Source organism: Paenibacillus sp. JCM 9796 (assembly GCF_055379675.1).
In genome coordinates this window covers 1007402-1022642 of the sequence record NZ_AP043723.1, presented here as the reverse complement: position 1 = coordinate 1022642, position 15241 = coordinate 1007402, and the positions used below count along the sequence as shown (strand labels likewise).

The following is a 15241-nucleotide window of genomic DNA, read 5'->3' as shown; positions in this document are numbered from 1 at the left end:
CAAAGATTTAGCGGCCGCGGTGTTTCGCCTTGGCTTTCTGAACGGCGATCTCGCGCTTGCGTGCCTTGTCGGCTTCCTTCTGCTCGCGGGAGGCGACTTTGCGTGTCTTCTTGCGGTGCTCCAGCTCAGCCATTAACGCTGCTTTGGCCAAATCGCGAATGCCTTGACGCTCCATCTCTTTCGCCGCCTCGCGCGCGAGCCGTTTCGGATTGATGCGTCCGCGCTCCGTAAATATTGGCGCCTCCACACTGGAGGCGGTTCTGCGGAAGAGCCGCGGCAGCGTGGCGTTAATAAACTCAAGCACCTCCGCTTCGTGCGGTTCCGCGCCGAAGACGTGTCGGCACGCTTTGTATCGACCGTCCGCTTCTTCCTCCGCTACACCTACCCAAAATTCGCCATCCCGATAAACCGTAAGCTGCATGACGTTCCCCTCCTTTGGAATACAGGAGCGAGGGACATCCCGAGGGGGAAGGCTACGACACGGAAACAGCCGCTTCCCGGGGCCGGGACGGGCGGGGGTTCCGTGCATCCGGACTACCGACCGGACCGTGTTTTTACGCTTCTGGCGTTATTATAAGTCGGTTTTCGGGTTTGCGGCACCCCCCCGGTGCGCATACTGATGAGGAAAGGAGAGAGGTGCGCATGGTCAAGGGCGACGAGCTCGCGAAATATGTGATCGAACGGGTCGTGAGGTACATGGAAACGCCGAAGGAAGTGCGTAAGCAGGCGCGCGCCGGGCGGAAAGAATTAAAAGAGCATTGGGAGGTTCGATGGTTCGGCATGCTGCCGCTCGCGCTGCGGATGTGGTCGGGGCGTTGGGGGCGGCGTAAAGAAAAGGAACGGTGAGCCGCTTTGATCCGCAAAAAAAAAGGAAAAGCTTCTTGTTCCCGAAAGCATGGGCGCGTTCTGGAAGAACGGCTGCTGCCGACGGCAACGCAGGAAGCTTTTCGATATATAGGGAAGAGAGGAGAAAAACCGTAGGTTAAGGGTAAAAACGGCCCAGACGCGCTAACGCATCCAGTGGAATGAACCGGTCGCCGTCCTGCGCGACCTGTACGAACGAATCGCCGCCGGACCAAAGCTGGTAGCCGGCTACGGCGAGCGGCACAGTGACGGAGCCGTTATACAGCTCGGCCGCAAAAACCGGCGGCTGCCCGGCCTCGACCCGCTCGCGGACCCGGGGGAAACTGCCGTCTGCAGCCTGTTCGCCGCGCACCCAAGGCAAGGTGCCGTAAGGATCGTGAGGCGTTGTTTCTCCGGCTTCTATTATTGTATGCGACGAATCAAGTTTCGTGAACGTTTTCATGGTGGAAGAAGACATGTTTTCTCCGGGGGAGGGCAGATCCGATTCGGCTATTGGCAGCTCCTCGCCCGTCTTGGCGTCGAGGTACCAAATCCGGTCCGCGTTCTCGACGGACACCTTCCAAACGGCCTGCAGCGGATTCCAATATAAACGCTCGGCATGATAAGGATATTCGATAAGTTCAAGCCGTACCAGACTTTGGTACAGCGTGTTTGCGCTGAAAAGCGGGAAGCTGCCTTTACCGTACTCGGTCAGAAGGTATTGGCCGGATTCGTCGGCATGCACGACCAGATAGCCGATTTCTTGTCCTCCGGAACGGACCAGGATGATCCATCCGTGCGTTCCGGGCCCGAGCGGCTGGCTTGTCCACTCGGCCTGCGGCCAGGTATCGAAGCCGGGCTGTTCGGCAAGCTGCGAGATAAAGCGGTTGACCGCTTCCCGCAGTTCGGGAGCGGGGACGCCGGTCGGCAAGGTCCGCGCGCCGACAGCCTGCTTGAGTGCGGCAGCGGGCAATTCGTCCTGCCGGGCATGAACGGAAACGGTTTCGGGCGCCGGCCCGAAGGCCAGCAGGCTTGTCCCGATCAGCAAGGCCGAGAGCAGAATCGTTAGCTTCTTCATATCATTCACCTGCTTCGCGTGGAGTCGGTGCATCGTTCCTGTGCGCCGCAAGAGCGAATATGCTCTTATTGTACAAGTTATGCCGGGAAAAGTTTGTTAGAACCTGTAGATACTTAGAAAATACTTTTCCTGCAAAAACGCTAGCTTTCGCGCGCGTTCGTCAGGAGAGTCTCCCGTTCGCAGCGGGGACGTGGAACAATCCGCAATTGATGGCGGATATTTGGACGCGCGGCCGATACTGCCATTCCACTTCTTGCGTGCGATTCGCATACTGCGCCTCGATCTCCGGGCGCGCTTCGGGCTCCGCCGTCCGCAGCATCGGCTCGTAGTAATCGCGAACGCGCGCGTGTTCTTCGGCGAGACGGAGGCGGGCCTCCTCGGCCCAGCGGTGATCGTAGGCGGCCAGCTTCGCTTCCATGTACTGCTCCAGGAACAGGACGGCGCGCGGCAGCGTAATCTTGTCCGGCGTCACGTACACATGAGCGGGGAGACGCGGCGTCAGCTTGCGGGCGGCGATCCATTCCTGGAACTGCTCGCGGATTTCGCCCGTTTGCAGCTGGATGCCGATCGAATGAATTTCGCTGCGCTTCATGTCGCTCGTCAGCTCGACCTTGTAGTTGACGGCGAGCCACGTTTCGTACGGGATCGTTTGCGTATGCCGCGGCTCCGGAGGCACGTAGGCCTCGAACAGCCGTACGAACTTCCCTTTGGCGCGCACCGCGGCGAAAATTTGCTCCAGCCGGCGGCTGCCGTACGTCACCTCGTCGCGCGGCACTCGTGCGGTGAACGCCGTTGGCACGAAGCCGAAGTAACGGCCGAGAATGCTGTCGCCCTGCGGCTGCGGAAGCGGCGGCGCAGCCTGGCCGTTCGCGGCGGCAGAGCTTGGGCTGCCTGCGGCTGCGCCGGTTGTGCCGCCCGCAGGCGCGCCCGCCCCGGCCATCCCCGGCGGCGCGGCGGTGCTGATGCCGGGCTGCTGCACCTGAGGATGGAGCTCGCGGTATGCGTCAGGGTCGAAAATAAAGGTGCATGTCATCGTCTCCGGCGTGACCCCGGTGCGTTCGACGAAGCTCCAATAATACGGCCGGTGGCTTAAATCCCGATCGGCCGACGGCGACAGCTTCACCGTGACGTAAGCGGGATGCTTCTCCATAATTTCGCACTGCTCGGCTTCGAGGTAGCGGAGGACGAACGATTGAATTTGCTGCGCGTTCATCGTCATCCCTGCACCTCCTCGCCGCCTGCGGCGGAATGCGGAGAAATGGTTTGGCCGACTGCGTTCAGCAGCGACGACAGCCGTTCGCCGTCCTGCGCCTCGGCCTGCACTTCGCTGCGCAGCTGTGTGAACGATTGGCCGAGGTCGTCGATTTGCCGGCGGATGTCGTCTTGGCTGCGTGAAGACAGGATCATTTTCGCCAGATGCGATTCCAGGGAAGTGGTCTTCTCCAGTCGCTCCAGAATCGTATCCAGCCCGCCGATGACGAGCTCGAACATGTTGATCTTCTCGTGCAGCAGCGAAAGGATGTGCTCCTCGATCGTACCTGTTGTCGACAGGTTATATATTTTCACGTCCTGCTCCTGTCCTAACCGGTGTACCCGGCCGATCCGCTGCTCGACGCGCATCGGGTTCCACGGCAAATCGAAGTTGATCATATGGTGGCAAAACTGCAGGTTGATGCCTTCGCCCCCGGCTTCGGTCGCAATCAGCACTTGCGCGCGGTTGCGGAACAGATCCATCATCCAATCCTTCTTGCCCCGGTTCATTCCACCGCGATACGGGACGGCGGTAATTTTGCGGTCCTTCAAATATTGCAGCAGATACTCCTGCGAAGCGCGGTATTCGGTGAAAATAATGACCTTGTCCTGAATCGACTCGATCAGCTCGAGCACTTTCTCCGCCTTCGTGTTTGCTTTGATGCTGCGAATGAGCTCGACCAGCGCCCAGATTCGTGGGCGGATCGGCGAGTCTTCTTCCGTCTTCTTAAACATATTGACCAGTGTAATAAACACGGCGTCGCGGCTCGAACACACTTCGCGCTGCAGCGTAACGAGCGAGAGGATGCTGCTGAGATCGCCGCCGGACTCCTCATAACGTCCTTTGACGAAGTCGGTGACGCCGTCGTACAGCGCCTGTTCCTCCGCGGAGAGCTGAAGCGGGATGTTGCGCACCACGCGCTTCGTGAACGAGACGTTGCCGTCGCTGCGCCGGTTGCGGATCATCACTTTACTAAGCTCCTGCTGCAGCTGACCTTCGTTCTTCGGCACCCGCTTGTCGACGACAAAGTTCGCTTGAAAGCTCGATTGTCCGCCGAGCTGCCCCGGCTTCAGCAGCGTGATCAGGTTGTACAGCTCCTTGAGATCGTTCTGCACCGGGGTGGCGGTCAGCAGCAGGCAATATTTTTTGCGCAGCTCGATGACGAACTGGTAATTGGTCGTTTTTTTGTTTTTCAGCTTATGCGCCTCGTCGATGATCAGCATGTCGTATTCTTGCTCCATCACGATACTGCGGTGCGGGTCGCGTTTCGCGGTATCCATCGAGGCGACGATAATGTCGTTCTGCGCCCACATATATTCCTTCTTCTGCGCGACGGCGGGGATGCCGAACTTCTGATTCAGCTCGCGGACCCACTGCAGCACGAGGGAAGCGGGGACGAGAATGAGCACCTTTTTGATCAAACCCCGAATCAAGTATTCCTTCAAAATAAGACCGGCCTCGATCGTCTTCCCGAGACCGACCTCGTCGGCGAGAATGGCGCGACCGCGCATTTCGGTGAGCACCTTCCTGGCCGTATCGATCTGATGCTCCATCGGCACGAGATTGGGCAGATGCGTCAGGCACAGAAGCTCGTCGAACGACCGGATTAAGCCGGAGCGCTCGGCTTCGATTGCCAGCCGGAACATCGTCCAATCGTCCCATGGGCCGTTACGCTGCGCCCGGGCATGCAGCTCCTCGAACCAATCCCGTTCAAAATGCAGCTCGACATGCTCGTTCAACGGCCGCACGTGTTCTTTTCGTTCGGTAGGTTGCATGAGGGTTTTTCGCTCCTTTTTCATCGGCACGATGCTAGAGATCGGTTAAAAAGCTGCATCGGTTCTGGTAGCCGAGCTTTTTAACCAGGCAAGCCAGAGTTAATTTTTAGTATGCACGAAAGGGCGGGCTTTCAAACGGCGTTCGAATGCATTATGATGAAGGGAAGCGCACTTTCGGGGCGCAGATCCTATATATAAGCTGGTGATGGGGAATGGTTGAAGAGTGGCGGTTCATTCGGTCGGGGCATGGGGCTCCGGCCTACAATATGGCGGTCGACGAGGCGATTTTGACGGCGCACAGCGAAGGGAAGGTGCCGCCGACGGTGCGGTTCTACGGCTGGTCGCCGGCGACGCTGTCGATCGGATACTTTCAGAAGGCGAAGGATGAAGTCGATTTCGCAGCGGTGGAACGTGCGGGGCTCGGCTTCGTCCGGCGGGCGACCGGGGGACGGGCGGTACTTCATGATCAGGAGCTGACCTACAGTATCATCGTCTCCGAGGACTATCCGGGCATTCCGGGCAGCGTGACGGAGGCGTACAGGGTGCTCAGCCACGGGCTGCTGCTCGGGTTCCGCCGTTTGGGGCTGGAAGCCGATATGGTGCAGCTGGCAAGCGAGGACGACCAGCAGAAGTACGCGTCCATGGGCTCGGCGGCTTGTTTCGATTCTCCTTCGTGGTACGAGCTGGTCGTGGAGGGCCGGAAAGTGGCGGGCAGCGCGCAAACGCGGGCGAAAGGCGTCGTGCTGCAGCACGGCTCGATCCTGCTCGATCTGGACGCGGATGCGCTGTTCGATTTGCTGCTGTTCTCCAGCGATAAGGTGAAGGATCGGATGAAACAGCAATTCCTCCGCAAAGCGGTGGCCATCAATGATTTGATGCGGGATGCCGGACGAGACGCCGTCGGGCTTGAGGCTGTGGACGAGGCGTTCGCCGCCGGCATCGCCGAAGGGCTTGGCATCCGGCTCGTGGAAGGCGAGCTGACCTTGTACGAGCGCGAGCTGGCGCAGCAGCTGGTGAAGGAGAAGTACGATAACCGCGAATGGAATTTGCGGAGATAACGGATCTTGAATGGGAAAACCCTGTACCGCCCCTGACGGCGCATGCGCGATACGTTGGACGGCGGTACAGTTTTTGTTGTGGGGACCGCGCAGAGCGCAAAGCGGATTTAAAGGCCGATTAATAGCTCAAAGGCTGCCTGCAGCCTTCGTGTGACCGGACCGGGGATGCCTTGAGCCACAGGGGCGTCATCGATGCGGACGATCGGCGTCACCTCCACCGTTGTACCGGTAATGAACGCTTCGTCGGCTTCCCGGAGCATGTCGATCGTGAACGGCTCTTCGATGACGGGAATGCCGAGCTCCCGGGCGAGCCGAAGTACCACCAGCCTTGTGATCCCGTGCAAAATGAGATGGTTGGCCGGGTGCGTGCAGACGGCCCCGTCCCGGACGATCATGACGTTGGACGCGCTGCACTCGGTTACCGTGCCGCTGCGGTGCAGGATCACCTCGTCCGCGCCGCGATCAAGCGCCTCCTGCTTCGCAAGCACGTTCGGCAATAAGTTGAGCGTCTTCAAGTCGCAGCGCAGCCAGCGGATATCTTCCGCCGTTACGGCGCTAATCCCTTGCTGCATGGAGGCAAGGGGCCGTCCGTATTCCGACGCGGAAGCGAACAGCACCGGTGCGGCGTCGGCCGGGAACGGGTGGGAGCGCGGGGCTTCTCCGCGTGTGATTTGCATGTAAACGGTGCCCGTTTGCAGCTCGTTCGCCGCAATCAGTTCCCGGAGCTTCGCAGCCATCGCTTCGCGGGGGAGCGGAAGCGGGATCCGCAGGGCGGCAGCCGTCCGCTCCAACCGGTCGAAATGGGCGTCTGCTTCGAAGAGACGGCCGTGATACACGCGAAACACTTCATAAATGCCGTCCCCAAAATAATACCCGCGGTCATCGGGTGAAATTCGAACCTCTTCTTTGGAAAGCAGCCCTTGCTGGAACCATATTTGCTGCGGCATCGCATGATCCTCCTTAAGTTATACAGGTTGCGCGGAAACGGGAACGTGTGTTTGCGTTTCTGCGGATGCTTGTGTTATGATAATTTTAGACTAACAACGTTGTACGGAGTTGTCAAAAGTTTGAAAGGCCGATTATAGGCTCAGGTACAAAAGGCCCGTCCAGATCGCAGTGAGGGACGGTTCGAGACGAAGTGAAGGGCTCGTCAACGTGTCGAAAGTCCTCTTCCCACGCGTTAGAAGAAACGGATTTTGTCGAATAAACTATAGTTATGGTGAACGAAACAGAGAGCAAAACGAAGAAAATTGAAGAGAATTCGGGAGAGGCTCGGACTAACTCGGCAATTTCAAGGATATCTCATTCGATACACTATATATTGTATTGTATAATGAATTTCGCATACCAGATATTGTGATTTGACGAATTGGCTGATCATTTATTCCGGGAGGTTGTTGTTTTGAAAACTACGCAGCAGACCAAATTGGAAGGTTTAAGCGAGAAAATATTTCTGGACCGTTACGCTATGAAGGACGCCGATACGAGCCATACGAAGGTGGGCGATACGGTTCTGGTATTGACCAAAGATGATCCGAAATTTCCCGCGAAGGAAGTCGGTGAAGTGATTGAACGTCAGGGCAGACAAGTTAAAGTGAAGCTGCGCAGCGGCGACGTCGTAGAGTCGTCGGTCGAGAAGCTGACCTTAACGCTTGAGAAAACACCGCAGCAAATGTGGGATCGCTTGGCCGCTGCCATGGCATCAGTAGAGGGAACACCGGAGAAGCGCGAAGAATGGACGGACAAGTTCCGTTATATATTGGACGACTGGAAGCTGGTTCCCGGCGGGCGCATCGCCGCAGGAGCGGACGCCAGCGACGAGCTTACGCTGTTTAACTGTTACGTCATTCCGTCTCCGCATGACAGCCGCGGCGGCATTATGGCGACGCTGTCGGAGATGACGGAAATTATGGCGCGCGGCGGAGGTGTAGGGATCAATCTGTCCTCGCTCCGTCCGCGGCGTTCCGTTGTCAGAGGCGTGAACGGTTCCTCCAGCGGCGCCGTTTCATGGGGAGGGCTGTTCAGCTATACGACCGGCTTGATCGAACAGGGCGGAAGCCGCCGCGGCGCGCTGATGCTGATGATCAACGACTGGCATCCGGACGTGGTCGATTTCATCACCGTCAAACAGACGATGGGGCAAATTACGAACGCCAACCTGTCGGTTTGCGTGAGCAACAGCTTCATGAAAGCCGTTAAGGAAGATTTGGACTGGGAGCTCGTATACCCGGATACGACCGACCCCGAGTACAACGACATTTGGGACGGCGATCTGGAGAAGTGGCGGAAGACCGGCAAAGCCGTTATTACCTACCGTACGGTCAAAGCGCGCGACGTTTGGCATACGATCATCGAGTCCGCTTGGAGATCGGCGGAGCCCGGCGTCGTTTTTATGGAATATTACAACCAGATGTCCAACAGCTGGTACTTCAACCCGATCATTTGCACGAATCCGTGCGGCGAACAAGGGCTTCCCGCTTGGGGCGTCTGCAACTTGTCGGCCGTAAATCTGTCGAAGTTTTACGATGAGGCGAATCACGACGTCGACTGGGATGAACTGGCCAAAGTCGTTCGTTACTCGACACGGTTCTTGGACAACGTCATCGACAAGACGCCTTACCATTTCGAAGAAAACCGTCTTAACCAGCAGAATGAACGCCGTATCGGCCTAGGATCGATGGGGCTGGCGGAATTGATGATAAAGCTCGGCATTCGTTACGGCAGTCCGGAATCGCTGCAGTTTTTGGATAAAATTTATGGCTTTATGGCGCGGGAGGCTTACCTCGCTTCTGCGGATATCGCCGAGGAGAAGGGCTCGTTTACCCAATTCGAGGCCGATAAATTCCTGCAAAGCGGCTTTATGAAATCGATGACCTCCGTATATCCGGAAGTCGGCGCCGCCGTGAAGAAGAAGGGCATGCGCAATGTGACGGTCATTACTCAAGCGCCTACGGGCAGCACGGGGACGATGGTCGGCACATCGACGGGAATCGAACCGTACTTTGCCTTCGAATATTACCGCCAAAGCCGACTCGGATTCGACAAGCAGTACGTTCCGATCGCTCAGCAGTGGAAGGATCAGCATCCGAACGAAGAGCTCCCGGATTATTTCGTTACATCGATGGATTTGTCTGCGGAGGATCATATCCGTGTGCAGGCGGCCATCCAGAAGTGGGTGGACAGTTCCATTTCGAAAACAGCGAACTGCCCGTCCGATTTCACGGTCGAAGAAACGAAACGCTTGTACGAGCTTGCTTTCGATCTCGGCTGCAAAGGCGTAACGATTTACCGTGACGGCAGCCGCGACGTACAGGTGCTCAGCACGGAGAAGAAGGAAGAGAAGAAGGTCGAGCAGGCTCCGGCCGCGTCTGCAGAGAATGCCAACGACCATTCCTCGTTGTCCAGCTTGTCGCAATCGCTGTCCGTGAACATCGACGCGAAGACGGAGGAAGTGTTCGACAAGCAGTATAAGCGCCGTCCGCAAGCGCTGCGCGGTGCGACTTATAAATTCAATACGCCTTTCGGCATGGCGTACATTACGATCAATGATATGAACGGCACGCCGAGCGAAATTTTCTTGAACGTAGGCAAGGCCGGCTCCGACGTGTTCGCGATGTCCGAAGCACTCGGCCGCGTCTGCTCCTTGTTCCTCCGCTACGGCGATCACGGCAACAAAGTACAGCTGCTCGTGAAGCACCTGAAGGGCATCGGCGGTTCCGGCGCCATCGGATTCGGCGCCAACCGCGTTGAATCGATCGCTGACGCAGTGGCCAAAGCGCTTGAAATGCATGGCGATTTCACCGATACCGCCGAAGACTACATCACGGCCACGCAAGAAGTCGTGATGGAAACTACCGCCCAATACGCGGTTACCCGCAACGCGGCCACATCCCTTGACCTGTGCCCGTCCTGCGGCTCCGCCTCGCTGATCAACAGCGAAGGCTGCAAAAACTGCTCCAACTGCGGATACAGCAGATGTTCGTAAGGAAAGAGGCCGTGAGGCCTCTTCAGATTTTGTGATGAATCATTGAAGCTGCGAAAGTGGCTACAAATGATGGCAAAACTGGCAATGTGACTAAGCGTGGTCACATAAACAAGCGATTATCGAGAAGGCGGTTTAAACCTTATCTCGATTGATCGCTTGTTTTGTTATAATTGGTTATGATGCAAGAAACGAAAGAAGCGGGTGAAAAAAATGACTTTGCTAAATGATTCCGAAAAAGTCGCTTTCTTATCGCTGTATTGGACCGTTATATTGATAAGTTGTCGAGTGAAGAAACCTTTGCTAATTACCTTGAATCAATCCGGGCTTTTTTAAAGACTAAAGATCCAATTTTTCAAAAAGCAGCATATTCTAATAGTGAATTGTTTATGGACAATCTCTTCCAAAAGTTAAGAAACCAAATTACTTCGAAACGGGCGGTTGGTCGGATTGGCCCCCAGCATCAGCACCAGAGCGCTCTTTTATAATAAAGATTTATTCGATCGGTATGGGGTTCCCTATCCTACGAATGCAATGACTTGGGACGATGTACTTGCTCTTGCCAAGCGCTTCCCGACGAAGGGGGAAGGCGAGGGACGAATTTACGGCTTCGGAAGCGGCGTTATGGGAACGAGAATGGAGGAGAAAGGGCAATGGATGTTAACGCAAAAAGTGGATCAACCCCAGCAATAGCACCCGGCCCTGGTCACAATCCTGCGGTGGAGCTTCGCCAAGTCAGCAAGAAGTATGGTAACTGACACATCTATCGTCTCCGTTGCTTTTACAGCATATTGAATGCTTACTCGTTGTAAAATAATTGGCTTTCTCGTCTTAGTCCAGCGGTTTAAAGCAGGACGTTTCCGCCGCTGTGCCGCATGGCACGATCGCCAGCATGAGGATCGCCGCGATAAAGCGTACAGGATGAGTATGAACAAATGATAAATAAACCGTCCTGTATTTTATGTTGTATGTTTCAGTCCCATTCATCAATTGTTTACACAATGTTCATATTGAAGCATTATGCTTGGGGCAGTGTTACTCATGTGACTCAAACAGGGGGAATACGCCGATGGACACACATGCTTTGCGTCAGCAAGCAATAAGAATAGCCCATATCTCAGAATGTCACCGGCTGGAAATAGAAGATTTCTCTGGGGATTCAGAAAGCGGAAGCGAGCGAGCGTTGTTTGTATGGTCCGATATAGAAACGGGAGCAAGCATCCATCTTACTCTTCAAGGAAACGGAAACCTTATAAGCTATTCTCGGGAAGAGCTTGAATCACCGGAGAGCGAACTGCTTGTGTGGTCGCTTCAACAACGTGCCGAACATTTTTTGGAACTGCATTATCCGAATGAGTCAGCGGTTTTTTCCTTAACGAAAGCGATTCATGGACAAAGGTCGATTCGCTTTGCATATGCCGAGATGTGTTCAGGCATGCCGTTGCCGGTGACCGGTTGGTTTGCCGAGATAAGCCTCTCGGGCCAAGTCATTCAATTCCGATACTACGGACGATCATCATTTTTTCCGGAGATCTCTTCGCCTATTCCGAAAGATACGCTTTTGCCCGGTGTCACGGACGCTCTTCATATCCGTCTCGCCGTAGTCGCGCTAAATCCGCAAATCCTCGACCTTGAGAAAGAGGAGCTGAGGCTCGTATACGTTCCGGTGCAGCAAGTACACAGCATCAATGCGGAAACAGGAGAACTGATGATAAGCGACGGTGATGACGCAGCGGAAACCGCCTATATTTCTGTGCCCGAAATACATGGTGAAATTGAATCGTCACGGACGACAGAGGAGATCGTTGGCGTTGCCGGCAACGATTTCATCAAGCTGCGGGAAAAAGGTTTGGGCGAAATCGTCGGCGTCGTATGGGGCAGCCGAGATAGGGATGGAGGCTCACATGATACCTCGCTAGACGGCTTTTTTTATAAAAGATCCGCACAAACCATCAAAGCGATTGTCAACAAAAGCGACGGCCGGGTTTTATCGTTCATGTCATTTTTAAAGCAGCAAGGCCCGCATTGGTTGGGTCGGCAGCAATGCCTCACTGTCGCGTTACGTTTTTTAAAGCAGGCGCTTCCCGATTATACGAAATATTTGCAATTAAAAGTTACAGAGGGCCGCTCTCCGGAAACAAGTTCCACTGAACGATTCCAATTCCGTATACGGATTAAGGATATTCCGGTTTACCTTCAATTGCTAACTCTTGATGTGAACCGTACGACGGGAAGAGTCGTGCAGTATTCCGGCCTTGACTTTAACCCCGCTCTTCTCGCCGGCGTCCCTGTAACCCCTATGATTGACGAAAATCGGGCGAAGCAAATTTACTTAGAGAAGCTGGACCTCAAGCTAAGCTGGAAAAGAAACCGCAGGGATGTGAAGTTGCCTTATCAGCTCATTTATACACCGGTCCACCGGGATAAGGAACGGGAAATTCGTTGTATCGACGCCATCACGGGCGAGCTGATTTGCTCGAATGACAAGATTTGAAGAAAACGAGGAAGAAATCACGAATGAACCACAACAGAAGGAGCCGATCCAATTGAAAAAAGGGTTAATTTCAGTTTTGGGTATTGCATTTGGTATTGCGGCATACCAAGCAATTAAAGCGATTTTCTTTTGATATGAGGAGGAACATTCTCATTTCGACAGGTTTGATCGCCATTATTTTATTTGCGATGACAGCCGTATGTTTTTTTATTATTTTTTGGAGCGATTGGCATTTTTGAATTGCTGCGCGTTCATTATGGATCGTGGATGGACGTGGTTACGTTTTTTATACTTTTTATCCGCAGTAGATGTTATCTTATTCATCGTTTTAAACGTCATCAAGGGCTTTATCAAAGGCAGGAAAATGGAACAGCCGCTCTCCATTTTCCTGCTGGAGTTTTCGTTCGCACTCTTCGCCGTCTATTTCGTAGATCTGGCACTGGAAAATGTTTGCATGAAAATGACCGCCAAAATCATTTTTGTATTTTTACTATTGGCGTTATTGTCATCAAGCTAACTTGTGTTGCAAGCTAGCTTTTCATATCGATTACTAACTTGTAAAGTAAGGTAGTGGACGGTCGGGAATGGAGGTCTTCAACTTGTGTTCAGCCAAATGGTAAAAGGGGTTCTTGAAGGTTGTATTTTAGCGGTGATCCATGAGGAAGAAACCTATGGGTATGAGATTATGGAAAAACTCATCGCAAAGGGATTTACCTTTGTGAAAGAAGGAAGTATTTATCCACTGCTGCTTCGGCTTGAAAAGGATCATCTATTGGAAAGTACGATTCGTCCGTCCGCGTCGGGACCAAGCCGGAAATATTACCGTTTAACTCCCGACGGGATGCAAGCATTGGTTCAATTTCAGCAAAATTGGAAGGAATTGAGCGCGGCGGTAAACCATCTCTTGGAAGGCAGGGATCGCTTATGAAGCATAAGAACAGAACGGCGGAATTAAGCGCCAATAATAAAGAGCTTTTGGATGAAATGAAGTTTTATTTGTTGACCGGCCCAACCTCGGAATCTAAGGCTAGAAGGGTATTAGAAGAACTGGAAGATCATTTGCTTTTAGCCCAGCAGGACGGAAAAACGTTCGAGGATGTGTTTGGCAAAGATCCGAAAGCGTTTTGCGATGAGCTGATGAAAGAGATTCCTAAGCCATCGCTGTTGGAGCGTTCTAAACTGCTGATTCTAACCCCTGTCCTCTTGCTGCAATGGAAGCTGGTTGAAGGAGTTGACGGCACTCTTCGTCTTTCGCTGTTTGATACAGGCGGATTTATCATCGTATCTCTGATCATCATATTCATATTTTTATTGGTGCTGCGAAAAGCTTCGTTTAAACCTTATAAAGGTTTCTATTGGATGATTCTTAGCCTCTCCTTTTTCACATTCATGATTTTTATCGGATTGGCATTCGCCGAACGGCGCTTTTGGCCGGAGGGGCCAAGCCTTCAACTGCACGGCTTTCCTGCCTATAGCGTGGGAACGATCGGATTGCTGTTGATCATCGTTTCACTATTTTGGCCTGCGATTAAGAAACGGCTCCTGCACAAATAAGTAAAACTTTAAAAACGGAGCCTGTCCCCCCTTTCTTCAATCATGGCGGGAATGTACGCGTGCTGCCTGCTGCGTGATTACCCGGAAGCTCGCTGTTATTTCGCTGGGCGCTATCAACGACTCATGGTCGATGAGTTTCAGGACACCGACCCGGTCCAAGCGGAAATGATGTTTCTCTTAACTGGTGCTGGCCATGATCCGAATGAACGGAATTGGCGGAAGCTTAAGCCAAAGCCTGGCTCCTTGTTCGTCGTGGGCGACCCGAAGCAATCCATCTATAACGAGGTGAAGTCGCGGATTCAGACTTGTGGGGATGTGCTGCACTTGACTAGCAATTTCCGATCCGTCGATGTGATCGGCGCTTTTGTGAACGGGCAATTTGTCGGCAAGCTTCCCGCCCGGGAAACCGATGTACAAGGTGTGTCCGGATGGAAACAAATATACCGAATCCCAAAGCAAGCAAGAAGACGAGCCATGGTGTATATGCACTTACGCAGCAATCTAAAGGATTTCAGAAAGAAACGATTGGACAGTCGGTCGGCTGGGAAGTAATGAGCGAGCAGGAGCGTGCAGGAGCTTGCATTCATGCATGCGGAGCCGGATCGGCTTCTTTATGTCGCGGCGACGAGGGCTAAACAAATGTTGGTTGTCAGTCTCTACCCCGATCAGCCTGCGAAGTGCCCGTGGAGTTCGCTCATGGATGGGATGGAGCTCATCCGGGAGTTGGATTTTCCGGAATCAGATGTTCGAACTGATGAGTTTGATCGTGATGATGATCGTGATAACGTAACCGCGACAGCGTTCGGTACAAACCCGAACGTTGTTTTTTTTGCTTCAGTTGGGTTTGTAATCCACATTACAGAGCAGCCTTCGGTGATGTCCTATAGTAAAACTAGGAGGGGGACACACTCATGGAGGAATAGTTTTCGGGGCGTGCCATCCAACTTACGGATGATGGGGAAGACCGTATTTCGGGTGTATGCAAACAAATGGCAGAAATTAACACCCGGGCACAAGCAATAATGGAACGGATGGATACGCTTGCCGATTTTTCAAAAGACATATTGAAAATAACCGGTTTGCTGCAAGAAATCGCTGCACAGACAAAACTGCTGTCGCTCAATGCAGCTATCGAAGCGGCAAGAGCAGGAGAACATGGTCTCGGGTTTGGGGTCGTGGCTGCCGAAGTGCTGGCCGACAGCAGC

The 15241-nt window shown here is 53.8% G+C and carries 15 protein-coding genes and 1 pseudogene; 11 read left to right on the top strand and 5 right to left on the bottom strand.

The genetic code is table 11. The annotated features are described in order from the left end of the window. Nucleotides 1–7: 7 nt before the first annotated feature. Complete coding sequence (locus ACZ439_RS04955) at nucleotides 8–421, bottom strand: YjdF family protein (RefSeq protein WP_054798602.1); 414 nt, start codon at nucleotides 419–421, stop codon at nucleotides 8–10. Nucleotides 422–642: 221 nt separating this feature from the next. Between ACZ439_RS04955 and ACZ439_RS04950 the strand changes: the two genes are divergently transcribed. Then, nucleotides 643–846: a YqzE family protein gene (locus ACZ439_RS04950; RefSeq protein ID WP_054800490.1), complete on the top strand. Its 204-nt coding sequence runs from the start codon at nucleotides 643–645 to the stop codon at nucleotides 844–846. A 136-nt stretch (nucleotides 847–982) separates the two neighbouring features. On the opposite strand, the gene ACZ439_RS04945 is transcribed toward ACZ439_RS04950, so the two are convergent. The 3 genes from ACZ439_RS04945 to ACZ439_RS04935 all read right to left on the bottom strand — a co-directional run bounded on the left by ACZ439_RS04945 (nucleotide 983) and on the right by ACZ439_RS04935 (nucleotide 4948). After that, nucleotides 983–1921, bottom strand: coding sequence for a hypothetical protein (locus ACZ439_RS04945; protein ID WP_464620717.1), 939 nt, complete (start codon nucleotides 1919–1921; stop codon nucleotides 983–985). A gap of 160 nt (nucleotides 1922–2081) precedes the next feature. After that, nucleotides 2082–3140: a YqhG family protein gene (locus ACZ439_RS04940; RefSeq protein ID WP_464620716.1), complete on the bottom strand. Its 1059-nt coding sequence runs from the start codon at nucleotides 3138–3140 to the stop codon at nucleotides 2082–2084. Beyond that, complete coding sequence (locus ACZ439_RS04935) at nucleotides 3137–4948, bottom strand: DEAD/DEAH box helicase (protein WP_464620715.1); 1812 nt, start codon at nucleotides 4946–4948, stop codon at nucleotides 3137–3139. Before ACZ439_RS04935 ends, ACZ439_RS04940 begins: the two co-directional genes overlap by 4 nt. Before the next feature lie 212 nt (nucleotides 4949–5160). Here ACZ439_RS04935 and ACZ439_RS04930 point away from each other — a divergent pair, with 212 nt between their 5' ends. Next, nucleotides 5161–6006: a lipoate--protein ligase family protein gene (locus ACZ439_RS04930; RefSeq protein WP_054798160.1), complete on the top strand. Its 846-nt coding sequence runs from the start codon at nucleotides 5161–5163 to the stop codon at nucleotides 6004–6006. 107 nt (nucleotides 6007–6113) lie between these two features. Here ACZ439_RS04930 and dat read toward each other — a convergent pair whose 3' ends face one another. Continuing rightward, entirely contained in the window at nucleotides 6114–6953 is an 840-nt protein-coding gene (gene dat, locus ACZ439_RS04925) for a D-amino-acid transaminase (RefSeq protein ID WP_054798159.1), read from the bottom strand. Between the two features lie 455 nt (nucleotides 6954–7408). On the opposite strand from dat, the gene ACZ439_RS04920 reads away from it, so the two are divergent. The 9 genes and pseudogenes from ACZ439_RS04920 to ACZ439_RS04880 all read left to right on the top strand — a co-directional run. Then, the gene (locus ACZ439_RS04920) at nucleotides 7409–9991 is read left to right on the top strand and encodes an adenosylcobalamin-dependent ribonucleoside-diphosphate reductase (RefSeq protein ID WP_054798158.1); all 2583 of its coding nucleotides are present in this window, start codon (nucleotides 7409–7411) and stop codon (nucleotides 9989–9991) included. A 447-nt stretch (nucleotides 9992–10438) separates the two neighbouring features. Then, nucleotides 10439–10681, top strand: coding sequence for an extracellular solute-binding protein (locus ACZ439_RS04915; RefSeq protein WP_054800292.1), 243 nt, complete (start codon nucleotides 10439–10441; stop codon nucleotides 10679–10681). A gap of 268 nt (nucleotides 10682–10949) precedes the next feature. Continuing rightward, entirely contained in the window at nucleotides 10950–12482 is a 1533-nt protein-coding gene (locus ACZ439_RS04910) for a YcdB/YcdC domain-containing protein (RefSeq protein ID WP_430105600.1), read from the top strand. Further along, nucleotides 12469–12615 carry a hypothetical protein gene (locus ACZ439_RS04905; protein WP_464620714.1) on the top strand — a complete coding sequence of 49 codons (147 nt, stop codon included), beginning with the start codon at nucleotides 12469–12471 and terminating at the stop codon, nucleotides 12613–12615. Before ACZ439_RS04910 ends, ACZ439_RS04905 begins: the two co-directional genes overlap by 14 nt. A gap of 468 nt (nucleotides 12616–13083) precedes the next feature. After that, the gene (locus ACZ439_RS04900; RefSeq protein ID WP_054798152.1) at nucleotides 13084–13410 is read left to right on the top strand and encodes a PadR family transcriptional regulator; all 327 of its coding nucleotides are present in this window, start codon (nucleotides 13084–13086) and stop codon (nucleotides 13408–13410) included. Beyond that, complete coding sequence (locus ACZ439_RS04895; protein ID WP_464620713.1) at nucleotides 13407–14036, top strand: HAAS domain-containing protein; 630 nt, start codon at nucleotides 13407–13409, stop codon at nucleotides 14034–14036. The genes ACZ439_RS04900 and ACZ439_RS04895 overlap by 4 nt, the downstream gene beginning before the upstream one ends. Before the next feature lie 42 nt (nucleotides 14037–14078). Beyond that, nucleotides 14079–14588, top strand: a complete 510-nt coding sequence (locus ACZ439_RS04890) for a UvrD-helicase domain-containing protein (protein WP_464620712.1) — start codon at nucleotides 14079–14081, stop codon at nucleotides 14586–14588. 33 nt (nucleotides 14589–14621) lie between these two features. Next, entirely contained in the window at nucleotides 14622–15059 is a 438-nt protein-coding gene (locus ACZ439_RS04885) for a hypothetical protein (RefSeq protein ID WP_054798148.1), read from the top strand. Next, nucleotides 15026–15241: pseudogene (locus ACZ439_RS04880) on the top strand (methyl-accepting chemotaxis protein); the annotation flags it as partial. The gene ACZ439_RS04885 and the pseudogene ACZ439_RS04880, both read left to right, overlap by 34 nt.